The 17,167-nt window shown below is 41.4% G+C and carries 5 protein-coding genes; all 5 read right to left on the bottom strand.

The features are described from left to right. Window positions 1-17 precede the first annotated feature (17 nt). The 5 genes from LRL21_RS15900 to LRL21_RS15880 all read right to left on the bottom strand — a co-directional run bounded on the left by LRL21_RS15900 (window position 18) and on the right by LRL21_RS15880 (window position 17,129). Window positions 18-572, bottom strand: a complete 555-nt coding sequence (locus tag LRL21_RS15900; RefSeq protein ID WP_240416789.1) for a YdcF family protein — start codon at window positions 570-572, stop codon at window positions 18-20. Between the two features lie 930 nt (window positions 573-1,502). Further along, window positions 1,503-3,476, bottom strand: a complete 1,974-nt coding sequence (locus LRL21_RS15895; protein WP_240416788.1) for a DNA primase — start codon at window positions 3,474-3,476, stop codon at window positions 1,503-1,505. 1,011 nt (window positions 3,477-4,487) lie between these two features. Further along, on the bottom strand, window positions 4,488-4,994 hold the full coding sequence (locus LRL21_RS15890) for a hypothetical protein (protein ID WP_240416787.1): 507 nt from the start codon (window positions 4,992-4,994) through the stop codon (window positions 4,488-4,490). A 31-nt stretch (window positions 4,995-5,025) separates the two neighbouring features. Next, a complete protein-coding gene (locus LRL21_RS15885; RefSeq protein ID WP_240416786.1) occupies window positions 5,026-11,190 on the bottom strand; it encodes a S8 family serine peptidase in 6,165 nt (2,054 codons plus the stop codon). Window positions 11,191-11,348: 158 nt separating this feature from the next. Then, window positions 11,349-17,129, bottom strand: a complete 5,781-nt coding sequence (locus LRL21_RS15880) for an RCC1 domain-containing protein (protein ID WP_240416785.1) — start codon at window positions 17,127-17,129, stop codon at window positions 11,349-11,351. Window positions 17,130-17,167 lie beyond the last annotated feature (38 nt).

Below are 17,167 nucleotides of genomic sequence, written 5' to 3'. Positions count from 1 at the left end.
TAGTTCTCCGTAACAAGTTATTTAACCCAATTCGGTATTTGTTTCCTAAAATATTTCCCTACTTTTTCCAGCTCATTCATTACATACTTTATTTTTTCTTCATCTTTATACCAGTTATCTTTTGAAGTTCCTGTTTTATCTATCACTGGGGTTACATAAAAAATAGTTTCTCTCGGAAAAACAAATTGATAAGTTAAAAGTGCTCTGCGAGCGTGATAATTTTTACAGACTAAAACAACCTTTTTAGGGTGAATTTCTTGTTGGTGTAATACTTCCAGAGATAATCGTGCATTTTCAAACGTATTTGTCGCTTTATCTTCTTTTAAAATTGCTTCTGGAGGAACACCTAAAGACACTCCAACATTCCTTAGAAATTCCCATTCCGTTGTTTCTACGTGCTGGGTCGCACCACCAGAAGGTAGTAAGAGTGGAGCAATGCCTTGATGATATAACATTGCAGCTCCTTCCATTAATTGAGGATGACTAGCGCCTGGTATTAAAATAACATCTGATTTACCCAGTTCCGTTTCGAAAAACATAAAATCACTAATACAATCGAATGGAAAAGACATAGTAAGACCTCCATAGCGTAAATATAATAACCCATTATATACGAAATTACAGCTATATCTTTAATGTATAACTAAAGATTAATGTCCTTTAATTTGAAATGAAAATTAACATGAACGGTGCACGGTTATTTAACTTTATTCTTTAATCAGAAGCCCTCACACATCCCAACATAGCATAAGTTTCCATTTTATCCAAGTGGCTCTGAACACGAAATCTGTGCGTCTGGTTATGTGTGGAGCTTAGATAAAACTCCGATTTTATGTATGCAGCTGCTCATCAATCTGGTATCGATGATAATGAAAATTTTTTAATAATAAGCACATTTTTTACACAGAACCCATCAGCAATTTTCACAAGATAATTAGTCAAATTCTTTATAGAAAAAGTGAGATTATCTAATAGTTATCGTAAGCTTTAACATGTGTAGCACCGTAGAACACTTTTATAGACTTATATGAGTATTTTAAACTGGTTACAGTATTTAATCGGTAGCTCCTACTTCTTCATATTCGATATATGTTTTTATTATCATTTACCTCTTCAAACTCTTCAGATTTATATTCAAACCTGCCTGAACGTAAACTGCAGAACAGGAAGAAAACCATGTCTACTCGTTAGCTTAATTAGGACATCAACATAAACAACACATGATAGCATAGCCTTGATTGTAATCAGAAGGCTACTTTCACCCTCAACATTACATAGCCTCTCCCACTTATCCAAGTAACTCTGAACACGAAATCTGAGCATCTGGTGGCGTGCTGAGCTTAGATGATATCCACATTTTTGTAAGCGGATGATCGTGAAAATCACAAAAAAAGGACTTATCCTATGGAAGGAATAAGCCCATTTTGTTATAAAATCTTAGACCTTTATTTTCATGTTTATCATGGCTACAGATTAACTATTTTTTATCGTCAATCTCTAAATTACTCTCTTTTTTCCTTCAACACGTTCTCGTACATTTCGTTTTGCATAATAATAGTGGGATATCCCACTATAGAAATCGATAATTGCTCTTTTATATGTTTATTCAAGCGTGTTTTTCTCAAATCGTACTTCTCAAACATTTCTGGCAAGACCCTTTTAATCTGCGTTTCTATAACAGATTGTTTAATAGCACTATCGTCTAACATATGTTGGATTTCTTTTTCATACGTCCACCCTTTTTCAGCAATCAAAATATTAGCCAGTTTTTCTAGCTTACCACTAAGTTCCTCACTGAATGGAGACAAGGCTTGACCTTCCAAGCGAGGATATACTCTGTTAGTTTCTTCCTCACCTAACGATCTTAGCAGCAACTCTCTACTAAATCCTTTCATTGTGAACCCTTTCTCTTTAAATTCTTTAGCTTTCAACGTTGCATTGGAAAAAATTTGCTCTCCGTAGGCTGGAATAGAGTAAAAATTAATGGTGTATTTTCGCTTCTTCGTAGCTGCTTCATGTCGAGCTTGTCTCATCAGAAACTCTGGCACATCTGCTTCTGACCACTTCTTTATGAGTCCTAAATACGCAAACAACGCTAGTCTTTCATTGGTTGTACTGCCATCTTTTCCAAACAACTTAGCTATATGACTATTGCTTGCAAAAAAAATCGGTTCGCCATCAACGGAAGTAAAATTTTCCGTTTTCACTTTATCCTTCGCATAGCCATGAAACGTATACAACTGTGGCAGGTAATGATTTATCCGCTCATAGATCGCAGGATAGTAGTTTTTTAGGTCACCATGCATTAACAGGAAACGCATATTTTCATCTAATATACCCTTTTGTTCTTTTTGCCAATCAGACTCCGCATATTCAATACGATAGACGTTGCGTAAAAACCGCATGGTCTTATATAGATCAAAATTTGTCATACGTCCAACAATCTGAATGATAGAACCAAACACGCCGCAATTGTTGCTATGGCATTTATACAAGTAATGCCCATTTTCTTTGTTCACATATATGCTTGCACTTGGAGTAGTATCGTGATGGAATAAACAATTTACGTTGCCAACTCCCACGCCAAGAAACTTGCCCAAATCCTGCTTTTTAAGATATTCGTATACGTCATCGTGATCATTGAGAGTGATTTGTCCAGCATTCAATCTTTCTTGTAGTTCATCTGCCATTCTATTGTAGATGTAGTACTTGTTACTATGCTTTGTGTTTACTGGTTTCAGTCCTTCGAATGGGTTGTCATCTTGGGTGGGTTGAAGGGTGTGGCAGGGTTTTTCGCCCAGTAATAATGGACTAACTACACATTCCTTCTTATTCCTGTGCGCAAAACCCCCTGCATTCTTCCCTTCAACCTCACCCTCAACACAAGGCAAGTTATCAATAACATCTTGAACAAAATATCTGACTTCATTCCGTTTGATAATTGATACCATAAACTTATTGGTAGGGTCTTTCAACCAATAGAAGCCTGGAACACGCATTAATTGAGCAGGCTTCTTAACGACCTTGTCAGCATCAAAATAAGCAATTAGCCGTTCCTGGGACTTAGTGAATTGCTCTATAGATGCGCCAGAATGTAGTAACCAATAAGCGTGGTATCCATTACGTGTTTCAACAATATATGAAGGAGCGAGAGAAAATTGTTCTATTTCTAGGAGTTTCTTTTCTTTGAATCCCTTCACATAGTCAAGTGGATGGTAGTTGCCTTCTTTATCCCTGCCACAGTCCAAATCAATGAACACTGAATTAAATTGGATGATATCTTCATTTTTATATCCTCCATTGTTGACCACAAAGTATACTTCATGTGTATAGTTAGCTTGTTGTAAAATACTAGTAATTTTCTCATTATATATTCCATGTGCATCGATTGGTTTGCCCTTACCCATTCCGATACATCTAAATCTGATGTGTTGCTCCCCGAAAATATCCATAAAAAATTGTTCTGTCGTTGCCATTGTCATTATCCCCTTAATCCCATTTGTATTTTGAATTTCTATGTACTTCAAACATTGCATGATCCCCATGCAAGTAATTCAATCACCTCATTTTCATAGCGTTTTCATAAATGTGCAGCACAAATAAATATGGTATATGGTGAGTTTCCTACCAAATCCCATATGAGACTAAGATAAAGAAAGCAGAAAAAGCTGCGCCGATTCACTCTCTTTTAGAGTGCCGACTCAACTTGTCTGGACAGTATACACCCTGTTTTTCTGTATGTCCAGTCTTTTCTGCAATCGTTTTCATGGTGAATCTAGAAAATCAAAAATGATATTCAAATATTGCCTCAATGACAAAAGGAATCTTAAACTTCTTCAATTGCCCTCAAAGAATGTATTTGAGTTGACTCATATTATTGCTTTAACCTCAATCACTATCAACATACTCCATATTGCTTCTTATTTTCTTTTGTGACATGCTGCCGCGATTATTTTCCCAGTTGCTAACCAAGCATATTGTACATCCTCCAATCTTCTAGAAATGACAAAAAGAAGATGGTCAATGACCACCCTCTTATATATACATGTCCGATCCAATTCAACTGTTGAATAGTATATCATACCAGCATACATTTGTCCATCATTATTTCCATATCGATCCAATTTACACATTGGTATTTACTTTTTTGTACTTTCTTATTTCAAATCCTTCTTGTCTACACTAGCCGCTAGAACTCTTCTTTCTTGTTTAATTTATAGTTCCGTTGCTTGTGTATCGCTTCTCTTCGAGTGAATGGTATAGCTTAATGTGAAGCATTGACTCAAGAAGTGATGACGCCCGATTTTAGTATCATCCTGCTTGGGACATGGTTAAATAAAAGAAGCTATTCCCTATCTCACTTTAGCCGCCGCGGTCAACATATTCACGATTTTCATGTTGTCCTTAGCGCAGCAGAGGTCAAAAGAAAACCACAATACGAGGGTTAGTCGCATTGTGGTGTATTAAATTAAATGTGTTATTTAGTTTTAATCTATTTGTTTTTCAAACACTTCGATATTTCCTAATTCAATCCAATAGTTAATTTCATCATATCCAAGAACAGTACCTTTAATTAAGTGTTTTGGATACAGCCATTGAGAGGGAGTAATATTCTCAATTACTCCATAATTTACAATACCAATGGCATCATGCTTGAACAAATTAATAATTAGACCTTGTGGATAAAAAATTTCAAGATAACCCTCAATTTCAGTACCTATACGTAATTCCCTCTTAATACGGTTCCATTCAATGATGAGAGCCTGTAAACTTTCATTCCAAATCTTATCAAATTCATTTTTTGAAATTAATAAATATGGTGGGTTTGTATATTCGATTTTTTGATCGGATAAAAAGAAATCATAACCTTTATGTTTTCGATTCGAACTAATATTCAACCCCAGCTTATTCAAAACCTGTCTGTAAGCAGTACCCTCATCATCAATTTCAAAATACCATGTGTCTAATGAATTGCAAACCTTAAGGTATTTCATTATGTAGCAACCCCAATCAAATCAATTAATTTTACGGTCCACTTGGTCCACTACTAGCGCCAGAATTATAGCCCGATGTCACAAAACGGTTAATTATCGGTAAAGGCGCTTCAGTTCTATATACATAAACTCCTGGTCTTCCGTAATATACATTTAAATCTGTTACATCAATTGCTACATACCAATCCGTCTTTTTTGTTTGGAAAGCATTATTATATAGGATTTGTGATAACTCCTCCTTGCTCATTGTGTCTGGTGCAATATCAGTAAGGTACACTCCATCACCGAACCTTGCATCTTTTGGTCTAAGTGCTTTAGTAGAGTTAAATATAACCCCGCTACTTAAAATCCCCTTATAACCTAATTGATCTGTGTAATGATATAGAATCTTCCTTTGTCTATTGTTTTCTTCTGTTAATGTAGCTGCAATCGGAATTGGAATATCAATTGGGTCTTTCCGAGAATGAGTGATGGGTAGATCACTTAGATCGCCTCCAACTGTTGTCGGATTACCGAATAACCCACCAACTACTAAACCAGTGATTGCTCCTGCTAATCCAGCTCTACTAGCACCAGTAACAGCTCCGTCAACCGCTGCTCCTCCAGTTGCAACTATTGGTTCTACTAATGAACCTATAACTGATGCTGATGATACAGCCATATGTCCTGTAGGGTCAATATTACTCAACGGATTATTCTCCACATACGTATACCCATTCAAACTCAGCGGATTGCTAATATCCCCTTCATACGTATCCTTATTTATAAACCGCCCCATACTCGGATCATACCATCTGGCTCGTAAATATTGAAGTTGGCTGCTCGTATCCCAGTATTCGGAACTATACCTAAACGGATTCGACATGCCTTCCTGAGTAGATAGCGTATTTCCCCAAAGGTCGTACGTGTACGCGTTCAGTAATGAACCTGTACTACTGCGGAGTTCGGTCACATCTCCATGTCCATTGCTCAGATAGTAGCCCTTAGCCACATTATCCTGGCGTGCCAGCAGTCCCAGTCCGCGAACTGTCCGCGCTTTAAAGGCTCCACTAGCCGAACCCTCCGCAATGATCTGGTTTCCGTCGTAGTAATACTTCGTCGTGTCCCCATTTTCCGTGCGAGCTACCATCAGCCCGTCCCCGTTATACGAGTACGAGATCGTTGAGCCTCCGTCCTTGATCACCTGCTTCAATCGGTTCAAGCTATCATACACATATTGATCCCCCGAAATATTCACACCCCGGTTGGTCTGCATCGTCTCCCGATTGCCACGGTTCGTATACGTATAGCTCTCTTGCAATGGATTCGGTGTTTGCCCCTGTATGCTTTGGCTGGCAGTAGCAATCCGGTTCACATCGTCATACGTAAACGATTCCTGAAACGGAGCCGATGGATTTCGTGCACCCAGCGTTCCATTGATGCTATTCATGTTTTGATTCCCATCATAGCCGTACGTATACTGGTTAGTTCCGCCGCCGCTATTTTGGGTCAACGTTTGCAGCTTGACTCCCTCGTAGGTGTATGATGTCAGGCTGCCCGGTTGTTGAATCGTCTTTAATAGATTGTTGTTGAAATAGCTGTAGCTGCCCTCGTACGCTCCGGTTACATTGCGATCCGATGAGGTCGATACGGCCTGCAGTCGGTTGCGTTGATCATAAAACGAATAGTTCGTGTTTTGGAACGGATCGCGGGTCGAACTCCGGTTGCCGCGGCTGTCGTACGCATAGCCAATTGTTTTCCCATCCGGGTAGGTGACCGTTTCCAGTTCCTTTGAATTCGCCTTATAGCTGTAACCGGTTGTGCCGGTTGCGTCCTTCATGCTGGTCCGGCGGCCTGCTGCATCGTACGTATAGTCCTGAGTTTCGTCAGGGGCTTCCATTTTCGTCAGGAACCCTCGATTGTTATACGTCTGCTTAAAAACCTGTCCCTTTGGATCCTGGTGCCGGGTCATTTGCCCGTTGCCGTCATACTCATACACATGCTGCAGTTGCATAGGATCAATCGTACGGATTACCCGTCCGAGTTCGTCATATTGTTTCTTAAGTTTATTACCATCTGGATACTGCAACTCCGTTAATTGCCCTGCCATTGAGTAGGTATACCGTGTTGTTTCCAGAAGTGGATTCGTTACGGATAGCAAATGCCCAAATGTGTCGTAATCATAAGTCGTAGACTTTCCTTTTCCATCCGTCTGCTTTACTACTTTTCCCGCGTAGTTATACTCCGTACTTCCAAGTGTTGTAATTACACTATTGCGAACCTCTTCACTTTTTATAATTTGTCCCAATTTATCAACCGTTGTTCGAATGCCATTCCCCTCGGGGTCTATCAACGTTTGCATGCGATTTGCATCATCATATCGCATTTCCGACTGACCACCACCCGGAAACATTACATAGTGCTGTCGGCTCAAATTATCATAGGCATACGAGGTCCGATTCCCCTCTGCATCTTCCATCCATTGCAAACGTCCGTATTCATCATACCCGTATTTGACTTTAGCTTTATACGTTCCATCCAGAATGCCTTCCTGAATCTTTTCGCCAATAGGATTCCATGTCACAATGGTTTGTTTTCCGGTTTCATCCGTTTGTGTAATTTTGTTGTCGCTATCGTTATATTCCAGCTTAACAACGGATTCATCTGGATGGGTTACAGATACCACTCGACCCAGCTTGTCATAGGAATAGGAGGTCTTGTATCCGTTTCCGTCCCTATAATTTTTCATTCGACCGGTTAGCATCTCATATTCGGATTGAACCACCTTATAGGAACCCACATTATTCGCATTGATAAAGTATGTGGATTGTTTGGTAGGAAAACCGGATTGGTAATCCGTACTATATTCACGGGTCGTGACGATGTTTCGAGTATCATCCTTCACCACCGTCTTCAGTATGTTGCCATAACTATCCCGTTCCGGAATGTCAATTTGTTGAAGCAGCTTACCCTCCTGATTGTTTTCCCGAGCGACTGATTTTGTCAATTGACGTCTGTAATCAAACACATAGGATTGGTATAAATTTAATGTTGCACTGATCGGTATAAGCGAAGATGTCGGAATACCTTCAAAGTTATATTCATACTTCGCCGTACGGCCCAGGGCATCCGTTTCACTTGTTACTTGCCCCAGGTAATTATACGTTCTTGTTGTCGTCGCTTTATCGTTACCATTGACTGACTGACTGATCGTTACTGGTAAAGGGTTCCGATTAGTTTCATCATAAGTTTTATCGGTTCGTAACTCTGTCGTATTATTTAAAAATTGGCTGGTTTGTATGTTGTAATAATCACTTTGTGATTTAATTAAACTCGTTTCCGCTTTATATTTCCTTTTATACACGTAGGTAGTCCGGTTAACGCATGTATTCGAACTGGGTCCATCGCATACTGATGAGGAAGAAGTATAGTCGCCGTATACATTTCTATCAGAAGGTCCTACAGGAATAGTGAACTCCCTATGATTTTTAATTTCACTATTTCCATTGTTAGTAAGCATTTGATCTTCTCTGGACGTGATCACATGAGAGTCAATATAGGAGAATCCTGCATAGTTGCCACCTAAATATTTCCTATCACTGGCATAGGTATAGTTCGTTTTTCCGCCTGTCGGATGAATAATTTGTGTTAGTAAAGCGGAATCGACATTTGCGCCTCCGCCATAAGTAAGGCTAAATCCCCCGTTTTTTTTCATATACGTATACTGCGTTTTTCTTCCAATCGGATCCACGACTTCGGTTAACAGTTCGTGGTCAATATTTTGCCAGGGGTAAGACGCCGTCGTGTTCGATTTTGTTTTGTTATACGTGACGATACTGTCTCCCTGTTTAATGGTGACCGAAGAATTCGTGTAGGTGATTTCAATGGCATTCCCAATTGCATCTTCAATTTTGGAAAGCACTGTTCCATACTTCGCATCATTAGAATACGTAAATGAAATCGTGTTGCCATTCAAATCTCTTATTTTTGTGATATGTCCGGTCGTATAATCAAATTCTTCAGTCACTCCAGTTAAGGTATGCACGATATTTCCGTTATATCTCAAATCTGTATATTGAGCATCTCGGAGACTACCGGTTCCATTGGTGTCAACCAAGATTTCGTAGGATGCGCCCTCTGCTGTATGGTAAACCTTCTTCCCTCTTTCCTTATCTATGGAAAGATAAGGGAGGTTCCATCTCCAGCCTTTTCCCAGATGAAATATTTTTTCGGCATCCGGTAGATTAAAGGTATCATTTTGCACGAAATTAGTATGATCGTTTCCAAAATATCTAACGTATACTTCCGGTTGTAGTTGATCCATTGTGTTTACGTAATTATAATATTTAGTTGATGTGCCACTTGGGTCCGGACTATCGGTGTGAACATCAAACAATTGCCCGGCAAGGCTCTTGATCCAATCCATTCGACGATCTGCATCCAGACGGTAGGTATCTTCATAACTAAATCGGTATGGGATCGGATTGGACTGTGAAATGACAACATTATTTTTGATTTTTTCTGTATAATAATAGCCATTAAAACTCACCTGACAATCACATTTATATAGTTTAGGGGCTTCCAACTCGAAATAGAGAGAAGACGAGCTATCATACATACGTTGCAAGGTGAGAGATAACCCATTTCTTCCTGGTAAATGAAATTCAGCGTTACTTAATGAGAGAGAACCACTCAAAGTAGAAATATTCTCGTTCCCGTTTTTCACCGAGTAAGGAGCCTGGTCCGCATTCACCTTAACTTGAGAAAAAGCGTCAGGATCATAAAAAGATTCAGGTTGTGCCGTTGCCTGGACGAAGTAGTCCTGCATCGCATCGGGCTCTGGCGAAGCTGAACTCTGCTGTGAGGAGTTAGCCGGAGTCGTTGGTTTTGCGTATCCTGGCGCGACATGGTTCAGCGATTCTTCCATGGACTTACCAGAATCTTGTTTAAATTGCAAGGCTTGTCCAACTTGTTCCAACGTATAGCCCTGATCTAACCATTGCTGAATCCAATCTTCAGCAGTATTGTACATAGCGCTCAATTGTTGTTTATTTAATTGTTGATTACTACTCTGTGTTGAATGACTGATCAGATCCAGAGCTGCACTAGCATTAAGTAGACCGTAACCATATTGCTCATTTGCACCAAGCCGCTCTGCCGTTTTGGTCAGTACATTCCTGATCTCTTTATTGTTGATTTGTGATGATTGGGATTTAATCAATGCAGAAACCCCAACAACATGAGGTACCGCAGACGAAGTACCGCTCATGGAAATAATCCGCCCACTCAAATCCAAACTTGGTACATTAACCCCGGGAGCGACCAACTCAACTTCATTACCCGTGTTTGAAAAAGAAGCCAGCTGATTATAAGAGTCAACGGCTCCTACAGCAATTACGGGTTGAAGCTTTGCTGGATAGGAAACCACATTCACTCCATCGTTTCCTGTAGCTGCTATGAGTAAAACTCCATTGTCATAAGCTAATTGAGAAGCTTCTTCCAGAGCTCTGGAATATTGACTACCCGCGAAACTCATGGACACCACATCCATATGGTTGTCAATCGCCCATTCTAATGCGCTAATGATCCAGCTATATCTGCCACCTCCATTTTCATCCAAAACTTTAACTGAATAAATGTCTGCCTGGGGAGCAATCCCTACGATTCCTTTGTCATTTTTTAAGGCAGCGATGATTCCTGCCGCGTGCGTACCATGACCATTTATATCATTATACGTCGGGTCATTGGGAACAAAAGAAGCCCCTCCTGAAATACGCAATTCCTCTGTACTTGTTGATACTCCCGTATCAAATACAGCAATTTTCACACCTTTACCACCATAAACACTGCCGTATACACTATCTGTGACATTCGGCAAGCGTATTTGTGTCAGATTGGGTGTCATCTGGTCCGTTGTTTTATGGACGTAACCATCCGGTTCGATATAAGCCACATTGGGATCTTGCTGTAGCTTCGCAAGGTCAGCTTTCTTTAAACGCACCGTTGCGTGGGCATTCAGACGATTGCTGAATGCCTTCTCCGTCTTTTTGTTCATCGTTCGCAATTCCTGTTTACCTGTGGTACCGTCTTTGAATTTCACGATATAACCAATTTCTACGTCGTCTTCAAGTCCGGTATTCGGTGCCGCGAGTAGAGGTGTAGCCAGGCTGAGCATGATTGTAAGTATAAGTAGACTTGAAAGCCATTTCTTGAACATGGGTTCCTCCGGTTCTTTTTACGAGGGCATTAGCCGACATAAGGGGTTCTGATGTTTTAGTAGAAATAGATTCAACATAATGATGCAACTGATTGGGTTAATCACATAAAAAAGAGAATCCTACCTACTATTTTTCACTAAAACTGCTCTGTCACGAATTATTGAGCCCCAATGGTGACTTTAACTAAGTTCCCGCTAAGATCATAGTGATATGTTTGAAGCACTTCTCCCGTAGATGCATTGGTGATGGTTTTCAAGCGCCCCGCTTGATCATAGTTATATCGCAGATGAGGATTGTTGATTCCTCCAACTTCGCTTTTAGCGGAAAAATTACCTGCTGCATCAAATGCCTTAACTGAAAAAATGTATAACGCCTTATTGGGAATCCCTGTAACTGTATAAGTAGTTGTACTAGCAGATGTAGTTCCGATTAGTTCAGTTCCTTTGTAAACACTATAACCTGCAACTCCTACATTATCTGTAGATTCTAACCAACTAAGTGTAAGAGTATCGCCCACGCGTTCAGTGATCTTAAGTTGTCTTGGTACTGTGGGAGCTTGATGATCAACTACTCCTGTCACGTTATTGCTATACGGCGAGACATTACCTGTTGCATCCTTAGCCACAACACGGTAACTATAACTTGTGCCCTCTGGGAGGGAGCTAAGGGAGTACATTGTTTCCCCGTTCTTAATCGTAGCAACAACCGTTGCGCCATTATATATGACGTATTCACTAACTCCCACATTATCCGTCGATGCTGTCCAAGTCAGAGTATTCGTAGATGGAGTGGTCAAGAGCGTAAGATTCAATGGAGCCGTGGGAGGTACTATGTCTGCCGGATTCACGTTTGGTCCGATTACTTCCAGCGGTGTCTTGGAGTTGAAATTCGTTCCATTTCCAATCTGTGCAAATGAGTTGTCTCCCCAGGCATAGTAGATGCCCGTACTTGTCAAGGCAACACTGTGCTTATAGCCGCCAGCAATTCGCTTAACGTTCTTAATTCCCTGTACTCGCACAGGAGCTGTGCTGTTTATTAAATTGCCGATTCCCAATTGTCCATACTCGTTCCATCCCCATGTCCATAGCGTTCCGTCTTCTTGGTACGCCATGCTGTGATTATAGCCTGCGGCTATTCCTTTAACACCAAGAAGTCCCGTTACTGTAACAGGAATTAAAGAGTTAGAGGTGGTTCCGTTCCCTAATTGTCCGTAATTGTTAGCTCCCCAGACCCAAACGGTCCCATCATTCTTCAGAGCCAGGCCATGCTCACTTCCTGCACGTATCTCGATTATTCCCTGTAGGCCGATAACCTGCACAGGAGCAAGCCTGTCCACTATAGTACCATCTCCCAACTGACCTGTGCTGTTAGAACCCCAGGCCCACACAGTACCATCATTTTTAAGTGCTAATGTGAAATAACCATTTGCTACAATGGCTTTTACGTTCGTTAAATTCGTAACTTGAACAGGCGTTAACTTATACAACTTAGTCCCATCTCCTAATTGACCGTAGGAGTTCGACCCCCAGGACCATACGGTACCATCATCCTTTAGAGCCAAAGTATGATACCTACCGGCTGCAACCTGCTTAATATTAATTAGTTTAGGGAGTGGCTGACCTGTTGCTCCATCACCTATCTCTATTACGGTCGTATCATTCCTCAGTGCTACACTATAAGTTAATTCTGCTGCTACATCAATAATTTTGCTTCCAACATTTACAGGCATTGTCCGGTCTGTTGTTGTTCCATCCTGCAATTGACCGTAACGGTTAGATCCCCAAGCCCACAAAGTTCCATCCTCTTTTAAAGCATAATTCGTATGGGGTCCAGCCACGATATCATTTTTAAAAGGTGGAAGACTTTTTAGTGTAACTGTGATTACACTGGCGCTGGATACATTGCCGCTTGCATCTCCTGCTGTCACTTTCAGATTATAAGTTGTCCCAGAGGTTAAATTGCTAATGGTATGTGTAGTTTCTCCATCTTGTATTTTTTTGTAGAATGTGTCTCCCATGTAGATAACATATTCACTGACACCCACATTATCAATCGAAGCTTCCCATGATAAAATTACGCTGGTCGTTCCACCTTCTGCCGATAAATTCAATGGAGCAGATGGAGCTGTCGTATCTGCTGGATTAACATTAGGACCTATTACCATTTGAGGCCCATTAGTCTGATTAAATGTTCCATTTCCTAATTGGGAGTAATTGTTGTTCCCCCATGTATGGAAAATCCCATCGTAGGTTATAGCCGCACTATGATAAGCTCCACCCGCTACTCCGACAACATTGGAAATTCCATTAACTTGAACTGGAGTCCTACCACCAATAGAAGTTCCATTGCCCAATTGACCATAAGTGTTATGACCCCAGGTCCACAATTCTCCATTATTCATATAAGCCATGCTATGATAACTTCCAGCGGCTATTCCCTGAGGATTATTAATTCCAAGAACTTGGACAGGATTCAAACTCATGTTCGTCACTGAGTCATAACTACTTCCCCATCCCCATTCCCAAACGGTTCCATCGTTTTTCAGAGCCAGACTGTGACTTCCGCCTGCTGCTATAGCACGTACCTCTCCATTAACAAGCGCTTTTACAGGACTCAAACGATCTATGGTTGCTGCATCTCCCAATTGACCATAGTTATTCGCGCCCCACCCCCACACAGTGCCGTCATCTTTGAGCACTAATGTAAAATCACCGTTTGCTGAAATGGCTTTAACCCCCGACAAATTGGCTACTTGAACTGGAGTGATACGGTCAATGATTGTGCCGTCTCCCAACTGTCCCTTATGATTTCTTCCCCATGTCCATACTGTTCCATCACTCTTCAGAGCAACGCTATGTGAACGGCCAGCAACAATTTCTCTAATGTTAGATAATCCGCTTACTTGTACTGGAAGGATTTGCTTTACTGTTGTTTCATTTCCCAGCTGCCCATATCTATTGTTCCCCCAGGTCCATACCGTTCCATCATTTTTAAGTGCTATGCTATGTTCGTTACCTGCTCCTATCCTTATCACATCATTTATTCCTGTCTGGACTGGCCTTCCTGAACGGTATGCAATGTCAATACTATCAGGAATATATTCCATTCCATTACCTAATGCCCCATACCCCCACGCCCACACAGTCCCATTGCTCAATAAGGCAAGGCTATGAATGTTGCCTAATGCCATCTGAACCTTGATAGGCTCGGCTTCAGGATTCTGGAAATGAATAGGGTTAGTTCTTAGAGATTCATTGCCGCTTGCGTCTTCCGCAGTTACACTGAAAGCATAAGGTACATTAGGAAGCATTGTATGAATATACTTAAGAGTTCCAGTCCTACCAATCAATTCATTTCCATTATAGATATTGTAAATTTTCACTAGGCTATCATCGGTAGAAGCTGTCCAATTTAAGGTTACTTCATTGGAATTTATCGAAGCATAAAAACTCCCAGGTATCGTTGGCGGCTCCACATCAGATATATTTAAATTAGGTCCTATAACTTTACTTGGAGTCGCTATATTATAATACTCACTATTTCCCAATTGGCCAAAGAAAGCATACCCCCATGTGAAATAAGTGCCTGTATTTGTTATTGCACCACTGTGACTACCACCTGCTGATATACTACTAACCCCTCTTAAGTTCTGTATTTGATAAGGAGTATCCCTGTATCCCCCCTTACTTCCAGACCCTAATTGACCCTCAGCATTAGAACCCCAAGTCCATATAGTTCCATCATCCTTTAGGGCAAGGCTAAAACCTCCACCAGCAGCGATTTTCTGAAAGACCCCGCTCACAGAAACAGGGACAGGGGTAGTACTAGAGGAATTACTGGTGCCATTACCCAGTACTCCACTGTAATAACTGCCACCCCAAGCCCACAGCGCTCCGTTCGATGTGATGGCCAAGCTATGACTAAATCCTGCCGAAATTGCGGTTACATTCGTTAACCCAATAACCTGTTGCGGTGTCAGCCTGTTCATTCGGCTACCATCACCAAGCTGACCATAAATGTTATTGCCCCACGCCCATACTGTCCCATCATTTTTGAGTGCAAGCGTATGGTCCCATTTGGCTGAGATATCTACAATTCCAGATAGATTGACTATTTGTTGAGGGGAAGAATTTGTGGTGTTCGTTCCGTCTCCGAATTGCCATACAGTACCGTCGTCTTTGAGAGCCACACTATGAAAGCTCCCCGCTGTAATTGCTTTAATATTAGAAAGACCCGGTACTTGCTTGGCATTGCCAGCGCCCCATACCCATACTGTTCCATCATTTTTGAGCGCAAGATTATGTAGGTATCCAGCAGCAACCATAACAGCATCATCGATTAAATTAACTTTCTCAGGAATCCCTTGTGTTCTCCAAAGTCCATTTTCCTTATTCAGTAAATGTCCCCATTGCCATACAGTACCGTCGTATCTGAGCCCTATGGTATGGTCATCATTCATAGACATCATCGGGTCGGTAGGCAGGAATGTCATTGTCGTTAACGAATTGCTGGCTGGGGATACATTCCCTACCGCATCTATCGCTTTTACTGTAAAGATATATTTCACTCCAGGTGTCAAATCATTAACGGTATGTGTCATTCCATTTACGGCTGCCAACAAGACATTTCCGTTATACACCTCGTAACCCGTCACTCCTACGTTGTCGGTGGATGCTGACCATGTCAAGTTCACGCTTGTTCCCGTTTTACTTGCTACAGTTAAATCAGTTGGTGCAGTAGGTGGTGTAACATCTTCAGTCGTAACTACCAAGAGGTTACTCTCAGCTGATAGATTGCCTGCCGCATCTCTGGCTTTTATTGAAATCGTATAACTCGTCGCTTCACTTAAACCTGTTAACGTATAGCTAGTCGATGCACTGGTCCCGACTAATGCTGAACCGTTATAAATTTCGTAGCCTGTGACTTCAACATTATCGGTTGAAGCCGTCCAGGTCAGGCTCACACTTGTATCTGTTTTCCTTGATACTTCTACATCAGATGGCGCAGTTGGTGGTATAACATCTGATGGCACAGTACTTGGTTCGCCGTACACCTCAAACTCATAAATACGCACTGCATCATCCGTAGTACTTGTCGGTGTGGTAATAGAGAGTTTCGCATATCTGGCCTGCGTACTGACGATATCATGTACCGTTTCGTTCAGCGTGTTTCCAGTCACGTTCACAACCGTTGTCCAGTGGATTCCATCCTTGCTGAGTTGGATTGTAAAATCCTTCGTATTCGCCCATACCCCTTCCCCACCACTCGCCGCATGCTTTACCACAAACTGACCGACATTCATAGCTACTGCCAGATCCACGATCAGCCAATGCTCCCCGCTTCCTACCACGTACCATTTGCTGTTATCAGTCAACTTCCCATCGACCGCCTTATCTCCGGCCATACTTGATGAATAGTTCCCGTCTGTTTGCGTTGGCTTATTTAACGCCCAGTTGATTCTGGGAGCAGTCCTCGCACCTACAATATTGCTGGCTTCAGATTGATTTCCATTTGCATCCTTGGATTTTACTGTAAAGAAATAAGCTGTATCTCCCCTAAGACCGGTTACGACAAATGTGTTTGAAGTTCCAGAAACGGAGCCCACTAAGTCGGTATCCCTGTAAATATCATAGCCGCTTATTCCCACAGGATCAGCCGGAGCACTCCACACCAAATTCACTTCAGTACCTGTAACACTTTGCACACTCAAATTCGTAGGTGCATGCAATATAACAGAAGTATCTCTTATTTGGAAATGCATATCATCGACAAGCATGTTTCCCGTCCATGCATTGTTCACACCACGCAGCCCCACATACACACGTACCTTTGCCGTGTTGGCCGGTGTCGTACCAATCAGTTGCGCATTCTGGTAACCGCTAGTGACTTCTGTATAATCCACATAGGTCCAATCCAAGAAATTCTCGTTCGCATCCAAAAAGAATGCATAGAATCTGGCCTTCGCCTGCGTCAAGG

It is taken from the genome of Paenibacillus periandrae (assembly GCF_022458865.1).
GTDB classification, from domain to species: Bacteria; Bacillota; Bacilli; order Paenibacillales; family NBRC-103111; genus Paenibacillus_S; species Paenibacillus_S periandrae.
This window is presented reverse-complemented; position numbering and strand designations above follow the sequence as displayed.

Excerpts from the sequence above, each read along its gene's own strand:
- LRL21_RS15895 (WP_240416788.1), bottom strand. The coding sequence starts at position 3,476 with ATGGCAACGACAGAACAATTTTTTATGGATATTTTCGGGGAGCAACAC.
- LRL21_RS15885 (WP_240416786.1), bottom strand. The coding sequence starts at position 11,190 with ATGTTCAAGAAATGGCTTTCAAGTCTACTTATACTTACAATCATGCTC.
- LRL21_RS15900 (WP_240416789.1), bottom strand. The coding sequence starts at position 572 with ATGTCTTTTCCATTCGATTGTATTAGTGATTTTATGTTTTTCGAAACG.
- LRL21_RS15890 (WP_240416787.1), bottom strand. The coding sequence starts at position 4,994 with ATGAAATACCTTAAGGTTTGCAATTCATTAGACACATGGTATTTTGAA.